Raw genomic sequence first — 16,064 nt, 5'->3', positions numbered from 1 at the left:
GTCGCGTCGGTAGGCGGTTCGGGCCCGTTGTTGTTAGCGCGTTCGAGTATAGGAATCGGCATTGCGGCATCGCAGGGGAGACCGGAGCGAGGCGGGGTAAACGACCGACGGGCTGTCACGACGGGGAAGCTACGGCACAGGAGCCATGGTGGTTGCAGAAGCGCTGCGGCTGCATTGCCCGCGGATGGCAAGCGGAACGTTACACCGTTCGTCGTTCACTTCGACCGGTTGACCCGATAGCGGAGAACGCAGGACCAACCGCTCTCTAGCATTCAAACCTGTACAGGGGCGTATGGCCCTGATAGAGACCAGATCGTAAACGCGTCCTCGCGGGGCCGCGGCAAGACCAATGAGCGACTCGGCATCATTCATTTCGACCGGTTCAGAGCACCGTCGATCCTCCCGGTTCGACGACAGGGTGAGTCTGTACGTCAGCGCCATCGACACGGGCTCGATGGACGATGCCATCGATGGTTTCGAGACGCGGCGCGCACGTTTCCTGCTCGCGAACAATCTGCAGCAGGTCACCAAGCGAACGAGCGCGGCGCTGAAGGACCTGGCCGTTCGGGACCGGGATGTTCATGCCGTGCTGGAAGTGCTGAATTACAAGATCGACCTCGTCGCACTCGCACTGACGGACGGACAACCGCGGCTGCCCGAGGTGGCCACCCACGAGGTCAACGTCAGCGCGCATGGGATTCGTTTTCCGTCCCGCGTCGAGTACGCCCCGGGCACGCTCGTTGAGATGGGTATCCGGCTGTTTCCAGACGCCATGGGGATCTTTGTGCAGGGAGAGGTGACCCGGTGTGAGGAGGCCGAGCCTGGGAACCATACCCTGTGGCGGGTGGCGATCAATTTCACCCTGATGCACGAGGACGACCGGAACCTGTTGAGCCGACACCTATTCGAACTCGACAAGTCGCGCTCGCGTGTCGCCGTCGATCTGGAAACCGACCGGGCCGATCCCCTGTAGCCTGGCAGACTGAATCGCAACCCGTTAGGTCGGCGCGTCGAATTGGTATACTCGCGCCATCGGTGGACCGACCCGGGAGCAGAGGAATGAAATGGACTTTCGGCCTTTCAAGGGCCGAGCGCGACGCGCGTGCGGGGAAGGACGTCCCCGGATCATGGCGGGAAGATTCGGTGACCCACCTCAGGGCGGGGACCTACACCCTGCTCGGAGAACTGCTCTCATTCCCCCCCAGCAAAAAGCGGCTGAAGTCGCTGGCGCGCATCGATGTGGCGCGGGCAGACGACCACATGCCGCTGGCGCCGGGATGGGAGGTGTTGCGCGAGGTGGCGGCACGCACCGATATCGAGGCCGCGGCAGCGGAATACCGCGCACTGTTCGCCTGGGGCGGCAGGGGGCCGATCATGCCCTTTGCGTCCTGGTATCTGACGGGTGAGCTGCTGGATCAGCCGCTGAAGGATCTGCGCTTCGATCTCCTGTCGCTCGGGATCGAGCCCAGGGAGGGATCCTGCGCCACCGAGGATCATGCCGGCGTGCTGTGCGACACGATGGGGATGATCGTGGCATGCCCTGAAGCGTTCGATCCCGCCTGGCAGGAAAGGTTGTTCAGGGTCTACCTCGAACCGTGGCTTGGCCGTTTCTTCGCCGATCTACAGGAAGCGAAACCCGCCCGATTCTATCGCGCCGTCGGGGAGTTCGGGCAGAGTTTCTTCGGGATCGAGAAGCGCCACTTTTCCCAGCTCCAGTAACGCTGTGGGCTCCTAGCGGAGAAAGCGGGGGATCTGTCGCAGGTCGTTAACGACGAGGTCCGGTATATGTCCGCGCACGCGATCATCGTCCCCGCGCAGCCTCAGTGACCGGCTATCCCCCGCGAACAACGCCGTTCGGCATCCGAGGACGGATGCCGGCCAGATGTCGTTCAACATGTCGTTGCCGACATACAGGGTTTCCCGAGGCGTGATCCCGTGTCGCTTGTCGAGTACGTCGAGGATTCCGAGGAACAGCCGGATCGACGGTTTTGCCTCGCCCCGGGTCCAAGACCAGGCGCATAGGGCCGGCTCGAAACCGAGATCTTCCAGTGCGCGGCCGGCAAGCGCCTCGATCGTCAATGGGGTGTAGAACTGCGCGTTGGAGACGATACCGAGGCGGCAGCCCGACACCGACAGGGCGGTCAGGGTCTCGTCCATTCCCGGCATGGGCCAGACAGGATTCGTCAGGCACTCATGCTCCACCGCCACCCGCCGCAACTGGTCGTCGCGTAACGCCGGCAACCCGAGCTCGGCGATGGCGTCGCGCCACACTTGAGAGATATCAACCTCCGGGAATTCGATACCCCTGCCGCGCGAGACGGCGTGGTGTGCCCGGATGGTGTCTTCCAGCAGTGCGTCCGCATCTGCCTCGATGCGGAAGTCCGCCGGTATTGCCCCGGCCCTGCGCATCGCAGTGAGCGCCGCGCCCGCATCCGAATACGCTCGCGCGGTGCCGATGTCGCCCGACGCGGAGATCAGGAGGGTGCCGTAGATATCGAACAATACCGCCTGGATCCCTTCGAGTGGCCCCGGGCGTGTCTCCTGACCGGTTCCCAACGGTTCGAGCGGCGTATTCGCCCCTCGGATGAGGGAGATCAGCGAGAGGTCGTGCGTATCGGTTGCCATGTTTTTTCGGGTCACGGATTATCGGATGGTACCGGGGGGAAGCCGATCAGCTTCGAAGCAGGTAGAGTCTCTCGGGCGCGAGGAAGCGGTCCAGCAGCCTGTCACCATTGAGCGCACCGAGCCCAGGAGTCGCGGGTGCTGCCAGGACGCCTTCGTACAGGCCCAGCAGTCGGTCTCCGTAGGCCTCGATTCCCCAACGATCCCGGATGATCCGACGATTGCGCGAGATGGTGTCGGTATCCGGCTCGGACCGCATGAGCACCCCGGGCGACACCGCCGCCTGGCCCGTCTGCGTCCGTGCCACGCGTAGGATTACCTCGCGCTGCAGCGGCTCGTCGAGTCGACCGAAATCGATGGTGTCACCTTTCGTCCAGGCGGCGAGTGCCCTTTCGGTATCCCCGGCAGCGGGGACCCGCCCGTAGCTCGACATCGAGCGTTTGAGCGCTGCTCGGACCTTGCGGTAGAGGATCCCCCCGTCGAACCACTCATGTGGCACCGCCACCCGCTCGTAGAGCTGGTTGAGATCGACGCCCCCGTCACGGAAATCGGATGTCTGCTCGGGCAGGTCCCTGCCTGCGACGGCCTTGCCCATCAGCCAGGGTTCGAGAAAGGCCAGACCGAACCCCTCGGCGACACTGGTGGTGACCATTGCGTGGGCCGAAGCCAGCAACGCCTCGAAATTCTCGCTCCGCTCCCCGAGCCCGAATTCCACCGGCAGGTCGAGTTCCGCGGCCAAAGCGCGCCAGTCGTCGTAGGCCGGTCTTTCCACCGGATTTTCCGGCGCTCGGGTCGTCGCGAAGCGATCGGCCTCTCGCGCCATTGCCGCCCAGAGCAGGAATTCGCCCAGGTTCTTGCGTCGGATCGCCCGGGTCGGGTAGAGCCACAGGCGTTTTTCCTCCTGCATCCCGGATGCGTCCCGGTCGTCCACAGGACCCAGCGAGACGGCGTTGGGCAGTGTATGGACCTGGCGTTCCGGCGCTCCGGCCTCGCGAAGGGCAAGACCGTCACGTCCGCTCAGCACGGCGTAGTGAACGTGATCGCACAGAGGATAAAGGGCCTCATAAAGCCGTGATAACGGACCCTGGCCGTCGGCAAGCCCCTGTCTGAGAACACGGTAATTACCCGGACGGCCGTCTTCCGGGAAGTCGTGTATCTGGAGCAGCAGGTGGTGCCCGGCTCGCGCCAGCGCGAGGACGCATCCGGGAACGAGCAGGTTTTTGCCGAGCGAATGATTGTGAAAATGCCAGACGTCCGGCAGCCCGCCGAGCGCGTCGTTTGCGACCGCCGACAGCTCCGCCGCCAGATCGCCGGGAGACAGGTCCGGACGCTCGGCCTCGTAGCGCAAGCCGGGGACGACGCGCACCTCGAAGGGCACAGACTCCGGCGGCGGCGAACCGGAAAGGACGACCAGCGAGGTATCCCGGCCGCGCAGCGATTGGGCCGCGTGCCGGATGACACGGGTGACCCCGCCGGTTCGCAGGTGATAATGAACGACCGCGATTCGCACGTGCCGGCAACTCCCCCGGATCGCCGTATCCGCAAGGTGAGGCCCGCGGCACGGCAAGGTCTCATTCAGTTATCTTGGATCCCGAACCGGTCCCGGTATTCGGGGATATCGATCATTGGCGGTCTCTCTTCCTCCGGCAACTCGAAGACCACCTGTTCGTAATTGCCCTCGTTGAACTGGAACTGCCTGAGGATGGGGGTCAGGTGTGGCATCTCCCCCGTGAGCCCGCGGGAGCGAAGGCGTTCGAGAAACGCGTGCAGGATCCCGAACGACATCTTCCCCAGGTCGCGTGTCGATTGGTGGCGGTGTACGCGACGGTCGAGGTCGGTCTGGCCGAAGGCGTCGAGGCCCCATTCGGAGTACACGTCGATCAGGTGGGAGGTCTCGACCCCGTAGCCGATCGGAAAGGGGATACGTTCGAGGACCTGCCGCCGAACGGCGTACTCGCCCGAAAGGGGTTGGATCAGCGCCGCCAGTTCCGGGAAGAAGAGCGAGAACAGGGGGCGGACCAGGATCTCCGTCACGCGTCCCCCGCCGGAGGGTCGAATCCCGGTCTCGTCGGCCAGTGGACGGTCGTAAAAAGCCTTGACGTAGTGGATCTCGGGCCGGTAGATGAGGGGTGCGACGAGCCCATAGACGAAACGGGGGTGGATGTTCTTAATGTCCGCGTCGACGTAGACGATGATGTCCCCGCTCAACTGGTAGATCGCCTTCCAGAGGTTTTCACCCTTGCCGCGGCGGGAGCCCTGATGGGGCAGGATGTCGGCCGAGAGGTAGACGTCCGCACCGAAGGATTTCGCGACCTCGAGCGTGCGATCGGTCGAGCCCGAGTCGATGATCGCGATCTCGTCGAGCAGCGGGTAGCGGTCGACGAGTTCCGACTTGAACAGGACCACCTCCTTGGCGATGGTCGTTTCCTCGTTCAGCGTCGGGATACACAGCGACAACTTGAGATTGCGCCGCTCTTTCGTATCGATCAGGCCCTTGATGTCCCAGAATTGACCGTAGTGAAAGGTATTGGTGTTCAACCACTCGTCAATCTTCGCCACAGCAGCCCCCGTCGATCGCCCTGAGGATGCCGATGACCTGGGCAAGACCCTTGAGCGTCGGTTCGATCTCGACGTATTCGCGCACCCCGCCGCGATTCTCCCCCAGGCTCACGCCGACGGTCAGGGACGGGAGCCCCTCCTCGAGAAAGACCGACGCGGCCGAGGAGTGGGCCGGGGCGATCGTCCCGATGCCGAGCGACTGCTGGACCGACAGCGCGTTCTGGACCAGGGGATGACCGGGGGACAGCCCGCCGGCGCGGGTCCTGGCGATGACGTCGAAGTCCACGTCGATATCCAGGTTCGACGCCATCTCCTCGCAGATGGTCAGGATCTCCTCGGCGATGCCATCGACCACGGCGTCGGATTCCCCGCGCAGCTGAAACCGCAGCGTGGCCGAGTTCGCGGGCGTCTTGTAAGACGTGCCGCCCGAAATGGATCCCAGGATCAGTCGGGTCAGCGGTTCGCCCGGCATCGGAATGTTGCGCAACCGGGTGATGATCTGGTTCAACGCCGCGATCGTGTCCTGGCCATCGATACCGTTCCACGTTTTGGCGATGCATTCGATTTCCCCGCCGAGTGTGGCCAGCGAGATGTAGTCGAGGCGACCGAGCTGCACACCTTCGATGGAGAGTCCGGCCAGTATGGGGATGTCGGCGCGGGTGAGAAACGAGCGCAGCCCCTCCAGGTTTCCCTTGCCCAGACTGCGTGTGTCGGCCATGAAGACCAGGTCGTGCGTGAACTCGAGTCCGAGGCCCTCGATGATCGTCGGCAGGGTGGTGAGCGCGGCCAGGCCCAGGCTGTTGTCGGCGACCCCGGGTCCCGTGACCCGGTCGCTGGATACGGTCAGCGTGTGGGCGACCGTATCGGGGAATGGCGTGTCGGTATGGGCGGTGATCAGGATGCTCCTGCCCTCGCTGCGGCCCGGGAGTACGGCGAGGCCGTTTCCGGCGCTGCCGGAAGAGACCTTCTGCAACCCGCATTCCGTGAAGCGTTGCTTGACGAATTCGATGCGAGCCTTCTCGTCGAAGGCCGGCGCCGGAATCTCGCCGATCATGATCAGGTTCGCGAGCAGCATTTCACGGTACTCGCCGAGCGATATTGGTAGATCGTGGATCCATCGGCCGGGATCCTGCGTGGCGAGCGTCGGCTGGGCCATGTGACCTCCGAGTCGGTGGGGAACGTCATATCCGGGTGCTGGAGAGGCAATCCCTTCCAACGTGCAGCGACGGCTGCCTGCAAACGCGGCGCACCTAGTTTGACCGATCCTCGGGGATCGTACAATCGTCGGCTTCGTGCGCTCGGGCGGATTCCGTTGCCGGCAGCAATCCCCGGGGAACGAGGCTATTGTTCTGGCGCTGTACGGTCATTCAGGCTATAAGGAACGATGGGGTCTCGCCCCTGACAGCGATGCAGCCACCCGAAGCCGACGCCCCCGAACAACAACAACACCGCCGACGATGCCCGAAAACGTAGGATTCATCTCGACCCGGTTCGCCGGTACCGACGGTGTGTCGCTGGAGTCGGCCAAGTGGGCCGAGGTGCTCTGGGAGGACGGTCACGTCAGCTACTGGTACGCAGGGCAGCTCGATCGAGACCCCGCCATCAGCCTGTGCGTGCCGGAGGCATTTTTCCAGCACGGCGAGGTGCGGTGGATCAACGAGCGACTCTGGGGAAAGCGGCATCGCGAGCGCGTTACGGCGGGGCGCATCCGCGAGATGGTCGATTACCTCAAGCTGACGCTCTCCCAGTTCGTGGAGAAGTTCGATCTCACGATCCTCATCGTGCAGAACGCCGTGACTATCCCCATGCACGTGCCGCTGGGAATCGCGATTACGGAGTTCCTGATCGAAACGGAAATCCCCACGATCGCGCACCACCACGATTTCTACTGGGAGCGCAGCCGGTTCCATAACTCCGCCGCGCACGACTATCTTGAGACGGCGTTTCCACCCAGGATCCCCCGTCTGCAGCACGTGGTGATCAACAAGGCCGCGCGTGAGGAACTCGCCTGGCGAAAGGGGATCGGTTCGGTGTTGATTCCCAACGTCCTGGATTTCACCAATCCGCCCCCACCGCTTGACGACTACAATGCAGACGTGAGGGAGCAGATCGGCCTGTCGGAGGACGATATCTTCGTGCTGCAGCCGACGCGCATCGTCCCGAGAAAGGGGATCGAGCACGCCATCATGCTGCTACGGCGCCTGAACGATCCGCGCTTCAAGCTGGTCGTCTCCCACGATGCCGGCGACGAGGGCGTCTACTATCTGCGGCAGATTCGGGAGCTGGCGCAGGACGAGAATGTGGAACTGGTGCTGATAGCGGACCGGGTGGCGGAGGTGCGCCAGCTCGACGGGCGCGGCCGCAAGATGTTCGTGCTCGAGGACCTCTATCCGCACGCGGACCTGGTCACGTTCCCCAGCCTCTACGAGGGCTTCGGCAACGCGTTGCTGGAGGCCTTCTATTTCCACAAGCCGGTGCTGGTCAACCGATACGAGGTGTTCGCGCGCGACATCCAGCCGAAGGGTTTCCAGTTGCCGATGATCGACGGTTTCATCAACCGGAGCGCCGTCGCCGAGGTGCGGAAACTCTGCAACGAGAGCGACTACCGGGAATCGGTCGTCAGGCAGAACTACGAGCTGGCCGGAAAGTACTACAGTTATCGGGTACTTCGTTATGGCCTTCAGTCGCTGTTCAACAACATTCGCCACCTGACCGACTGAACCATGATCGTCTTTCCCAGGCATCTTGTCGACCAGGTCCGGACACGATTCGAACGTCTCTACGGCAGCGACCGGACCCCGCTGCTGCTGGAACGTTTGGGAGCGCTGGCCGGGCGGTTCGGGCTGGACATCGCCTGGCGCAACGAACGCAGACCGACCCGATGGGATGAGGGCGATTCGATCCTGATCACCTACGGGGACATGGTGCGGGCCGAAGGCGAAAAGCCATTGCAGACCTTGAATCGGTTCGCCACCCGCTTCCTCAAGGATGCGGTTCGCGGCATCCATATCCTGCCGTTTTTTCCTTACAGTTCCGATGATGGATTCTCCGTGATCGACTACCGAGTCGTGGACGAGGCACTCGGCGAATGGGGTGACGTGGAAGCCATTGGCGAGCACTTCGATCTGATGTTCGACCTGGTGCTGAACCACGTGTCGAGTCAGAGTACGTGGTTCCGCCATTTCCAGACCGGAATCGCCCCCGAGCGGCACTACTTCTTTTTCATGGAACCCGAAGTGGACCTCAGCGCCGTGGTCAGGCCGCGAACCAGTCCGTTGCTCACCCTGACACAGACCCCGTGCGGCGAGCGCTACGTATGGACCACCTTCAGTGCCGACCAGGTCGATCTGGATTTTTCGAACCCCGACGTCCTGTTCGAGTTCCTGGAGATCCTGTTGTCTTACGCCACACACGGGGCGCGGATCATCCGTCTGGACGCCATCGCTTACCTGTGGAAAGAGGTTGGAACCCCCTGCATCAACCTGCCGCAGACTCATGAGGTCGTGAAGTTGCTGCGCGACGTTCTCGAGGGACTGTCGCCCCGGACCCTGCTTCTCACGGAAACGAATCTGCCACATGACCAGAACGTCAGTTACTTTGGCGACGGTGACGAAGCGCACATGGTCTATCAGTTCAGCCTGCCGCCCCTGCTGCTGCACGCACTGCAGACCGGTAACTCGAGCTACCTGACCACCTGGGCGAGGGATCTGGACGATCCGCCGCCTGGGTGCACCTTCCTGAATTTCACCGCCTCCCACGATGGCATCGGTGTCCGGCCCCTGGAGGGTATCGTGCCGGATGAGGAACTCTTCGACCTCGTGGAGCGGGTGGAGAAACTCGGCGGGCGGGTTTCCTCAAGGACTGGAAACGATGGCCGTGCGCGTCCCTACGAGTTGAACATCACCTGGTTTGACGCCATGGGTGATCCGATGATTCAGGACGAGGCGACACAGATCGCGAGGTTCCTCTGTTCCCAGGCCATCGCGCTTGCGCTAAGGGGCATCCCCGGGATCTATTTCCACAGCCTGACGGCCGGCAGGAACGACTATTCCGGGGTCCAACAGACCGGTCATCCCAGGGCCATCAACCGGGGCCGCTGGTCCGAGGTGCAGTTGAATGACCTGCTGTCCGACCGGACCTCGGTCACCTCGAGGGTGTATCGCGAGTACCGTCGTCTGCTGGTCCTGCGCGCCGCTTATCCCGCGTTTCACCCCGACGTCCCCCAGCGTGTGCTGGATCTGGACAACGGACTGTTCGGCATCGAGCGGCTGGCCACGGACGGCTCCGAACGCGTGATCTCGGTCCATAATCTCACCAATGCGGCGCGTGAAATCGACATCTGCGGACTGAACAGTGACGGCGGCGCCGTGCCGAACGAGTACCAGTGGATCGATATCGTCGCGGATGAGATCGTTGACGGTGCGGACGGTTCCCTGGCGCTGGCGCCGTATCAGACACGCTGGCTGTGGCCGGCGGTTCCGGGAGAGACCCCCAACCCTAAGCACAGGGATCCGATCATGAGCGAAGTGAAGACAAGTCAGAATGCCGACGACGAAAGCGTCCGTCCCTGGGGCCGATACGATGTGTTGCTGGACGCCGACGACCACAAGGTCAAGGAGATCACGGTCCTGCCGGGAAAACGCCTGTCGCTGCAGCGACACCGGCGCCGCAGCGAGCACTGGCACGTGGTCAGCGGCACGGCGGTCGTGACACGCGGCGATGAAGCGCTAACCCTGGGTCCGGGGGAATCCGTCGATATCCCCAAGCAGGCCCTGCACCGAATCATGAATCCCGGCCAGGGCCCGCTGGTATTCATCGAGGTGCAGCGCGGCGACTATTTCGGCGAGGACGACATCGAGCGCTTCGAGGACGATTACGGCCGGAGCTGATCCGGTGTCACGCATCACCGGCCGCGGTGCCGGCGCCGGAATCGAGCCCGCGTGACGCTGCTGGACTGGGGTGTCATCTGCGTCTACGCGGTCGGCATGATCGCGCTCAGCGTCTACCTGCGCCGCGGGCAGAGCTTAGGGGGGGGGCCGGGGTCCGACCTCACGCGGTGCGCCCATCCCGAGGCGGAAAGCGCGATCGACGAACAGGGGGATCAATTGCCGCGCGACGGAATCGAAATTGGTTTCGATGATGCGCCCGACGATCCCACCCCGCGCCTCGATGTCGATCGCCAGATCCACGGTGCAGCGGTCGTCTACCTCTCGGACGATCGACCAGTCGATCTCCAGACGGCGAAAGGGGCCGTCGATCGAGGCGATGCGGATTCGGGACTGCGGCTCGATCGTCGCACGGGAACGAAAGCGTTTGCAGACCGGCCCGATGCCGATCTGCTGTTCGACGGTGAGTCCGGTCTCGTCACGCTTCAGTATCCGGGCCGATTCCCATCCCGGGACGAACTCGGGATAGCGCTCCACGTCCGCGACCACGGCGAACAGGCGGCTCTGCGGAAGGTAAAGGTGACGGGAGTCCCGAAATCTCACTCCTTCCTCGAGAACAGCTTCATCAGGTCGGGGCGGGAGATCACGCCTTTGACGTGGTCTTCCTCGTCGGTGATGACCAGCCGTTTGATGCGGTTGTGGTCCATCAACTCGATCGCCTGTCTGAGCGATGCGTCCTCGGCGATGGTGATGGGGTTGGGTGTCATCAGGCCGTCGACGGTCGTGCCGGCCGTGCGCCGTGGACGGTTCCGGCGGATCACCATGTCGAACAGCTGGGCCACCGCCCCTTCCTCGCTGATGTTGAGTGCGCTCAGGAAGTCGGACTCGGTGAGGATGCCGACCAGCCTGTTGTCGACGTCCACGATCGGCACGCTGCTGATGTTGTGCTCGACCATCGCCTCGGCGGCCTTGTAGACCGGCGTCCCGGTCTGGACGGTGACGACGTTCGAGGTCATCACGTCTCGGATCCTGATCTCCTTGGAACGCTGCACCTTGGGGTGGGTCGACAGGTCCTTGCCGATGAAATTCATCTGCGAAGGAATCAGCGGCACCATCGGCAGGATACCGGTCAGGAGCATGTTCCAGTAGACCCAGTCGAACAGGATCTTGCCCATGTGGTTGACGTAGGACTCCTTGAGCAGGGAAAAGGGACCGACGAAGGGCAGGGGAAAGTGCCCTTCCAGGGGTTCGATATCGTAGTTGAAGTCCAGCAGCAGGGCCTTGTGGTAGCCCGACTCGATGTAGCAGTTGGCGTGACCGTCGTAGCTCGGTACGGGCTTCCTGCCCTCGATCTCGTTGAGGATGTTCTCGACCACGGTTTCCGCCTCGAAGTGCGCGACCGAGCCCGCCTTGGAGGTGGCGACATTGGAGTTGTCGCCGAGCACGTAGACGCCGTCCGCCTTCCTGGCCTTCAGCGTTCTCGGATCGGTCAGTACGTAACCCGTCCCGTCTCCGAGGCCCGAGGCGTCGATGACCGAGGGACCCACGTTAGGCGGGATGGTGACCAGCAGGTCGTAGTCGAGGGCTTCGCCCTCGAAGGAGTGGATCTGCTTCCTGCCCGGGTCGACGCTCTCGATGGAAAAATTCGGCGCGATATCGACCCGTTTTTCCCCGGCGATTTGAGAGAGGATGCGATTCGCGTTGGGTTTGGTGAATGCGCCGCTGAACGGCGTGACCAGGGTGATGTCGATCTTGTCGCGGATACCTCTGAGAGCGAAGAAGTAGTCGGCCAGAAACGCGTATTCGATGGGTGCGACCGGGCACTTGATGGGCATGTCGCAGATGTGGACAAGCAGCCGGCCGGATTCCATACGGGCCATGGCGTCCTGTGAACGCATGGCACCGTCCAGGGTGTAGAAGGTGTGGACGTCGTTTCCCATGGCCTCGGCCATGCCGTCGACCTCTTCCGGCGCAGGGTGGCAACCCATGCCGCAGATGAGGAAGTCGTAGCGGTAGATGCCCTCACCGGTCTCGACCTTCTTGTCTTCATGGTCGATCAGCTTGACCTCGGCCTTGACGAACGTGGCGTTCTTGGGGAGCTTGTCGTCGATCCTGCGCACGACCTTCTCGCGCTCCTCATAGCCGTAGAGCCGGAAGGGCAGGAAGAGATAACCCGGCTGGTAGTGGTGTTCGTCGGACTTGTCGATGATCGTGATCGCCCATTCCTTCAGGTTGAGCTTGTTCGCGAGCAGGTTGGCGACCACGGTACCGCCGGTGCCTGCCCCCAGTATGACGATGTTTTTCATGATCTGAGATGCCTCGGGCTCGCTCTTGCTGCAGGGTCGTGGTTCGCCTCTCGGTGCGTCGAGGTGGAAACAGGCACGGCGCCTAGTCTTCCTCGACTTCGTCTACGTCGAACTGGCCGGTCATGCGCCTGCGGATGTGCGACCATGACATGCCCGTGGCCAGGATGGTGGACAGGAGGACGAGCACGATGTAGGAAATGGCGGTGAAACTGTCGGGCGCGATCCAGCCCTTATCCACCACGAGCCAGAGGATGGCGCCGAACAGGGCGGATGTCAGGATCACCCCCAGCGGGCCGAGTGAACGGAGGGTCGCGCGAAGAAAGATGACCCACCCGATCAGCAGGCAGACACCGGTGATCGCCATCAGCGGATCGAACGACGGCAATGTCCGTTCGACCCAATGGAAATAGGAATATCCGCTCGGATTGTAGGTGGCGAAGACCAGAAACAATGCGAAGATCAGGCGGACGACGAAACCCGACCACGTGAATTCCTTTGCAGCCATCGTGTTGTGATTCCCTGGATTGGGTTATTTTGATCCGGGAGTACGGTACCGACGGAGCATGCGCCATGGAATCGCTCAGCCAACGAATCGCGGCAGCAGCGACAAACGGCTCCGGTCCAGGCCCTGATATTCGCCACCGGCGATGCTTGCGGCGCACTCCGGAAACCGGTTCCAGTATCTCAGAACTGATCGAGTGTTGCGAGACTCGCGGGGCGGGTGGGTTCGTGTCCTCCAGCGGTGAAGCGCGATGGCGGTAGCATGGCGATGTGATGAATCGGGGCGGTGCGGATACGGGTTCGCCCCAGCAGATATTCCTTCAGAAGAAATATGGCGATACAAACGCTCAAGTTATTGAAACGCCGAGTGGCCAGGCTGTTTGCGCCGCGGTTGCGCCTGGCCATGGACCTGGGAGAAGAGGATTTCTTTGGGACATTCGATATCCCGTCGGTTATTGCAGCCCTCGAACGTAAAGACACCGACGCCGCCCGTTCCGCCCTGCTGGCCCATTACCGACGACGTGTCGAGGAGGGCTGGCCGGAGCCCGATCGCTATCTCACCGACCTGCGCCTGGATCTCGAGGTACAGGGGGACACCGGGATAAGGGAGCGTGCCGAGCGGGTCCTCGACCTCGAGCTCTCGCCTTCGGGTATTCCCCCCTCCGTGGATGCGAACGGGAACATCGAGTGGTCGCGAAACGTGGCCGCCAAGCAGGAGTGGCTCTGGATGATGAATCGCCACGCCTGGTGGGTCGTCCTCGGGCTGGCGTACCGCGCCAGCGGCGACGAGCGTTACGCCGATACCTTCGTATCGCAGCTCAGGCACTGGATCGAGACCAACCCTCCCATCCCCGCCAGGGACGAGCGGCACCCTGCGTGGCGGCTGATGGAAGTGGCTCTGCGGCTGCGCATCAGTTGGATTCCCTCATTCGCCCTTTTCCATGAGTCGGTGCGTTTCGATGACGATGCAAAACTGCTGATGCTGCGTTCGATCGGCGATCATATGCGGTTCCTGTCGCTGTTCCACACGAGCGGAAACCATCTGCTCAGGGAGCAGAACGGTCTGGCTGCCGCCTGTTGTGTGTTTCCCGAGATACGCGGGGCGGCCGCCTGGCGCGAAGGCGCGCTGTCGATTCTGAACGATGAACTGCGCAAGCAGGTCAACGACGACGGGTCTCACTTCGAGCTGTCGACCGGATACCAGTGGCTGGTGATCGACGAGTTCGAGAAGACCTACGACCTGCTGAATCGCTACGGGCTGAGTCTCCCACGGGATGATCTGCAGGACTGGCTGGGCAGGATGTGTTTCTTTCTCGGCTGCCTGTTGCGGCCGGATGGCACGATGCCGCAGATCAACGACGGATTCATCCTGTGGCAGGCCGACCGCCTGGAAGCGCTCGGGAGAAAACTGGGTCGTGAAGATGTTGTCTTCCTGGCATCGGGGGGGAGGCGGGGAAGCGAGCCGGCGCGGGCATCGATCGGGTTTCCCAATGCAGGACTTCATGTCATGCGCGACGGCTGGAAAGGCAGGGGGCACAGTTTGCTCTTCGATGCGGGTCAGTACGGCGGTCCGCATGGCCACGAGGACAAGCTGAGCATCGAGGTCTGTGCATTTGCGACCCCGCTGATCGTGGATCCGGGTTCCTACACCTACGAACCAACCGATCCATTCAGAAACTACTTTGTCGGATCCCAGGGACACAATACGGTGCTCGTCGACGGTCTGGGTCAGGTGCGGCGCTGGGACACGGAGAACCTGGTGCGTACCCTGAACCAGGGAGAGGCGGCCATCTGGAAACACCATGAAAAGTTCGACATGGTCCGTGCGACCTACGATTCCGGTTACGGGCAATTTCAGATCAGGAGGCCGAAAGAGGCCGGGATCGAGAACGGAGTTAGGCACGAAAGGACAGTGGTGTTCGTCAAGCCGGATTACTGGGTGATTTTCGATGTCTTGTCCGCGGCAAAGCCGCATCGATACCAGGCTCTTTTTCACGCGCCGCCGGACGTTCGGATCGCGGTGACGGCGCCGAACCGGGTGATTTTCGAGTCTTCGGCGGCGGGCGCGGGACTCACGCTACTGCATCTCGGGAGTCCCTCGACAAGGACAACGGTTGTGAGCGGAGAGGACGATCCCGTCCAGGGTTGGTACTCGCCGGACCACCACCACAAGGAGCCGGCGGACGTGGCCATCTTCGAGACCCGGTCTTCGGGCGACCTGGTGCTGGTGACCGTCGTCTATCCGCGGGCTCCCGGAAGCGAAGGAGGCCCCATCTCGGCCGAACCAATCGAGGTGAGGGGGACACCGGGGAGCGCCGTGGCAGTGCAGGGGCCCGGCGGGGCACGGGACGCCGTCATGGTGTCCGGCCGGATGGGACCAAAGCAATTCGCCGAATGGACCGCCACCGGACGTGTGGCATGTTTCAGGATGGGGTCCGCCGGTGATCTGGTGGATCGGTTCGAGTGGGCTGGGGACTCCATTCCGTAGGAATTCCCCAATGGTTTTAGCCGATGTTTCGGTTCTCCGTTTCCCTTACGGATCGGACACCCCTGGTTTCCGTAAACGAATCCGATTGCGAACCGTTTCCGGCCGCACTTGACCCCGAGTGCCGGCTTCGCAATAATTGCCGCCTCCAAGGGCTTGGGATCCTGATGGGTCCTGACAGACAGCCCATGGTGGAACGGGTATCACCAGGATGTGTTCGCCCCAGACGGACTGGATCAGCAGCAGTGCGCAGGGTGTGTGAATAAGGTGAGCTTCAGCAGGGAACCTTCCCGGCAAAATCTGAAATTCCACCAGCCAGACGCGTTCCGAATACTGTCCTTTCGATCGATCGCTCGACGGGGAGTTACCGTCTAAGCCGGTCGGGGACGACTTGCCGCGAATCTAGCAAGGATGCAGTGTAGCCGTCGGCTTGACCATGGCTAGACGCGCAGGTTGTAGACAGGTCGTCGCTTGAGAACGAACCGTAGGCCCGCCATTGCCGGAAGCGAGAGACGTTCGATAAGGCGATTGCCGGAAAATGGCATACCAGATCGCGCCGGATTTTCGTTCGTCATCCAGGCGCGACAACTGGCGCATAGTCGAACTATGCAACGGTTGTCGCAACACAGAGGACGGACGAAAAGACAAGCAGGGTGGTATGTCATTTGACAGAAATCGCCTAAGGCCTGTGGGCTTGGTGTCGGC

At 62.5% G+C, this 16,064-nt stretch carries 12 protein-coding genes; 5 read left to right on the top strand and 7 right to left on the bottom strand.

The window, feature by feature from the left end; translation table 11 throughout:
* Positions 1 to 349 precede the first annotated feature (349 nt).
* A complete protein-coding gene (locus LJE91_00600; protein MCG6867262.1) occupies positions 350 to 973 on the top strand; it encodes a PilZ domain-containing protein in 624 nt (207 codons plus the stop codon).
* An 86-nt stretch (positions 974 to 1,059) separates the two neighbouring features.
* On the top strand, positions 1,060 to 1,719 hold the full coding sequence (locus tag LJE91_00595; protein ID MCG6867261.1) for a molecular chaperone TorD family protein: 660 nt from the start codon (positions 1,060 to 1,062) through the stop codon (positions 1,717 to 1,719).
* Positions 1,720 to 1,731: 12 nt separating this feature from the next.
* On the opposite strand, the gene LJE91_00590 is transcribed toward LJE91_00595, so the two are convergent.
* The 4 genes from LJE91_00590 to LJE91_00575 form a co-directional block, all read right to left on the bottom strand.
* On the bottom strand, positions 1,732 to 2,625 hold the full coding sequence (locus tag LJE91_00590) for an HAD family hydrolase (GenBank protein ID MCG6867260.1): 894 nt from the start codon (positions 2,623 to 2,625) through the stop codon (positions 1,732 to 1,734).
* A gap of 46 nt (positions 2,626 to 2,671) precedes the next feature.
* Positions 2,672 to 4,132, bottom strand: coding sequence for a glycosyltransferase family 4 protein (locus LJE91_00585; GenBank protein MCG6867259.1), 1,461 nt, complete (start codon positions 4,130 to 4,132; stop codon positions 2,672 to 2,674).
* Positions 4,133 to 4,197: 65 nt separating this feature from the next.
* Complete coding sequence (locus LJE91_00580; protein MCG6867258.1) at positions 4,198 to 5,181, bottom strand: glucosyl-3-phosphoglycerate synthase; 984 nt, start codon at positions 5,179 to 5,181, stop codon at positions 4,198 to 4,200.
* A complete protein-coding gene (locus LJE91_00575) occupies positions 5,168 to 6,337 on the bottom strand; it encodes a peptidase (protein MCG6867257.1) in 1,170 nt (389 codons plus the stop codon). Before LJE91_00575 ends, LJE91_00580 begins: the two co-directional genes overlap by 14 nt.
* Positions 6,338 to 6,638: 301 nt before the next feature.
* Between LJE91_00575 and LJE91_00570 the strand changes: the two genes are divergently transcribed.
* Positions 6,639 to 7,901 (top strand): glycosyltransferase family 4 protein, encoded by a 1,263-nt coding sequence (locus LJE91_00570; protein ID MCG6867256.1) that lies wholly within the window; start codon positions 6,639 to 6,641, stop codon positions 7,899 to 7,901.
* Positions 7,902 to 7,904: 3 nt separating this feature from the next.
* Complete coding sequence (locus LJE91_00565) at positions 7,905 to 10,070, top strand: cupin domain-containing protein (protein ID MCG6867255.1); 2,166 nt, start codon at positions 7,905 to 7,907, stop codon at positions 10,068 to 10,070.
* A gap of 135 nt (positions 10,071 to 10,205) precedes the next feature.
* Here the strand turns inward: LJE91_00565 and LJE91_00560 are convergent, their stop codons facing one another.
* The 3 genes from LJE91_00560 to LJE91_00550 all read right to left on the bottom strand — a co-directional run bounded on the left by LJE91_00560 (position 10,206) and on the right by LJE91_00550 (position 12,878).
* Entirely contained in the window at positions 10,206 to 10,670 is a 465-nt protein-coding gene (locus tag LJE91_00560; GenBank protein ID MCG6867254.1) for a type II toxin-antitoxin system RatA family toxin, read from the bottom strand.
* The gene (locus LJE91_00555; protein ID MCG6867253.1) at positions 10,667 to 12,373 is read right to left on the bottom strand and encodes a CBS domain-containing protein; all 1,707 of its coding nucleotides are present in this window, start codon (positions 12,371 to 12,373) and stop codon (positions 10,667 to 10,669) included. Before LJE91_00555 ends, LJE91_00560 begins: the two co-directional genes overlap by 4 nt.
* An 82-nt stretch (positions 12,374 to 12,455) precedes the next feature.
* On the bottom strand, positions 12,456 to 12,878 hold the full coding sequence (locus LJE91_00550; GenBank protein MCG6867252.1) for a DUF6524 family protein: 423 nt from the start codon (positions 12,876 to 12,878) through the stop codon (positions 12,456 to 12,458).
* Between the two features lie 327 nt (positions 12,879 to 13,205).
* Here LJE91_00550 and LJE91_00545 point away from each other — a divergent pair, with 327 nt between their 5' ends.
* Entirely contained in the window at positions 13,206 to 15,362 is a 2,157-nt protein-coding gene (locus tag LJE91_00545; GenBank protein MCG6867251.1) for a heparinase II/III family protein, read from the top strand.
* Positions 15,363 to 16,064 lie beyond the last annotated feature (702 nt).

The organism is Gammaproteobacteria bacterium (genome assembly GCA_022340215.1).
In the GTDB taxonomy this organism is placed as follows: domain Bacteria; phylum Pseudomonadota; class Gammaproteobacteria; order JAJDOJ01; family JAJDOJ01; genus JAJDOJ01.
This window is presented reverse-complemented; position numbering and strand designations above follow the sequence as displayed.

Excerpts from the sequence above, each read along its gene's own strand:
- LJE91_00565 (MCG6867255.1), top strand. The coding sequence starts at position 7,905 with ATGATCGTCTTTCCCAGGCATCTTGTCGACCAGGTCCGGACACGATTC.
- LJE91_00545 (MCG6867251.1), top strand. The coding sequence starts at position 13,206 with ATGGCGATACAAACGCTCAAGTTATTGAAACGCCGAGTGGCCAGGCTG.
- LJE91_00600 (MCG6867262.1), top strand. The coding sequence starts at position 350 with ATGAGCGACTCGGCATCATTCATTTCGACCGGTTCAGAGCACCGTCGA.
- LJE91_00550 (MCG6867252.1), bottom strand. The coding sequence starts at position 12,878 with ATGGCTGCAAAGGAATTCACGTGGTCGGGTTTCGTCGTCCGCCTGATC.
- LJE91_00575 (MCG6867257.1), bottom strand. The coding sequence starts at position 6,337 with ATGGCCCAGCCGACGCTCGCCACGCAGGATCCCGGCCGATGGATCCAC.
- LJE91_00570 (MCG6867256.1), top strand. The coding sequence starts at position 6,639 with ATGCCCGAAAACGTAGGATTCATCTCGACCCGGTTCGCCGGTACCGAC.
- LJE91_00590 (MCG6867260.1), bottom strand. The coding sequence starts at position 2,625 with ATGGCAACCGATACGCACGACCTCTCGCTGATCTCCCTCATCCGAGGG.
- LJE91_00555 (MCG6867253.1), bottom strand. The coding sequence starts at position 12,373 with ATGAAAAACATCGTCATACTGGGGGCAGGCACCGGCGGTACCGTGGTC.
- LJE91_00595 (MCG6867261.1), top strand. The coding sequence starts at position 1,060 with ATGAAATGGACTTTCGGCCTTTCAAGGGCCGAGCGCGACGCGCGTGCG.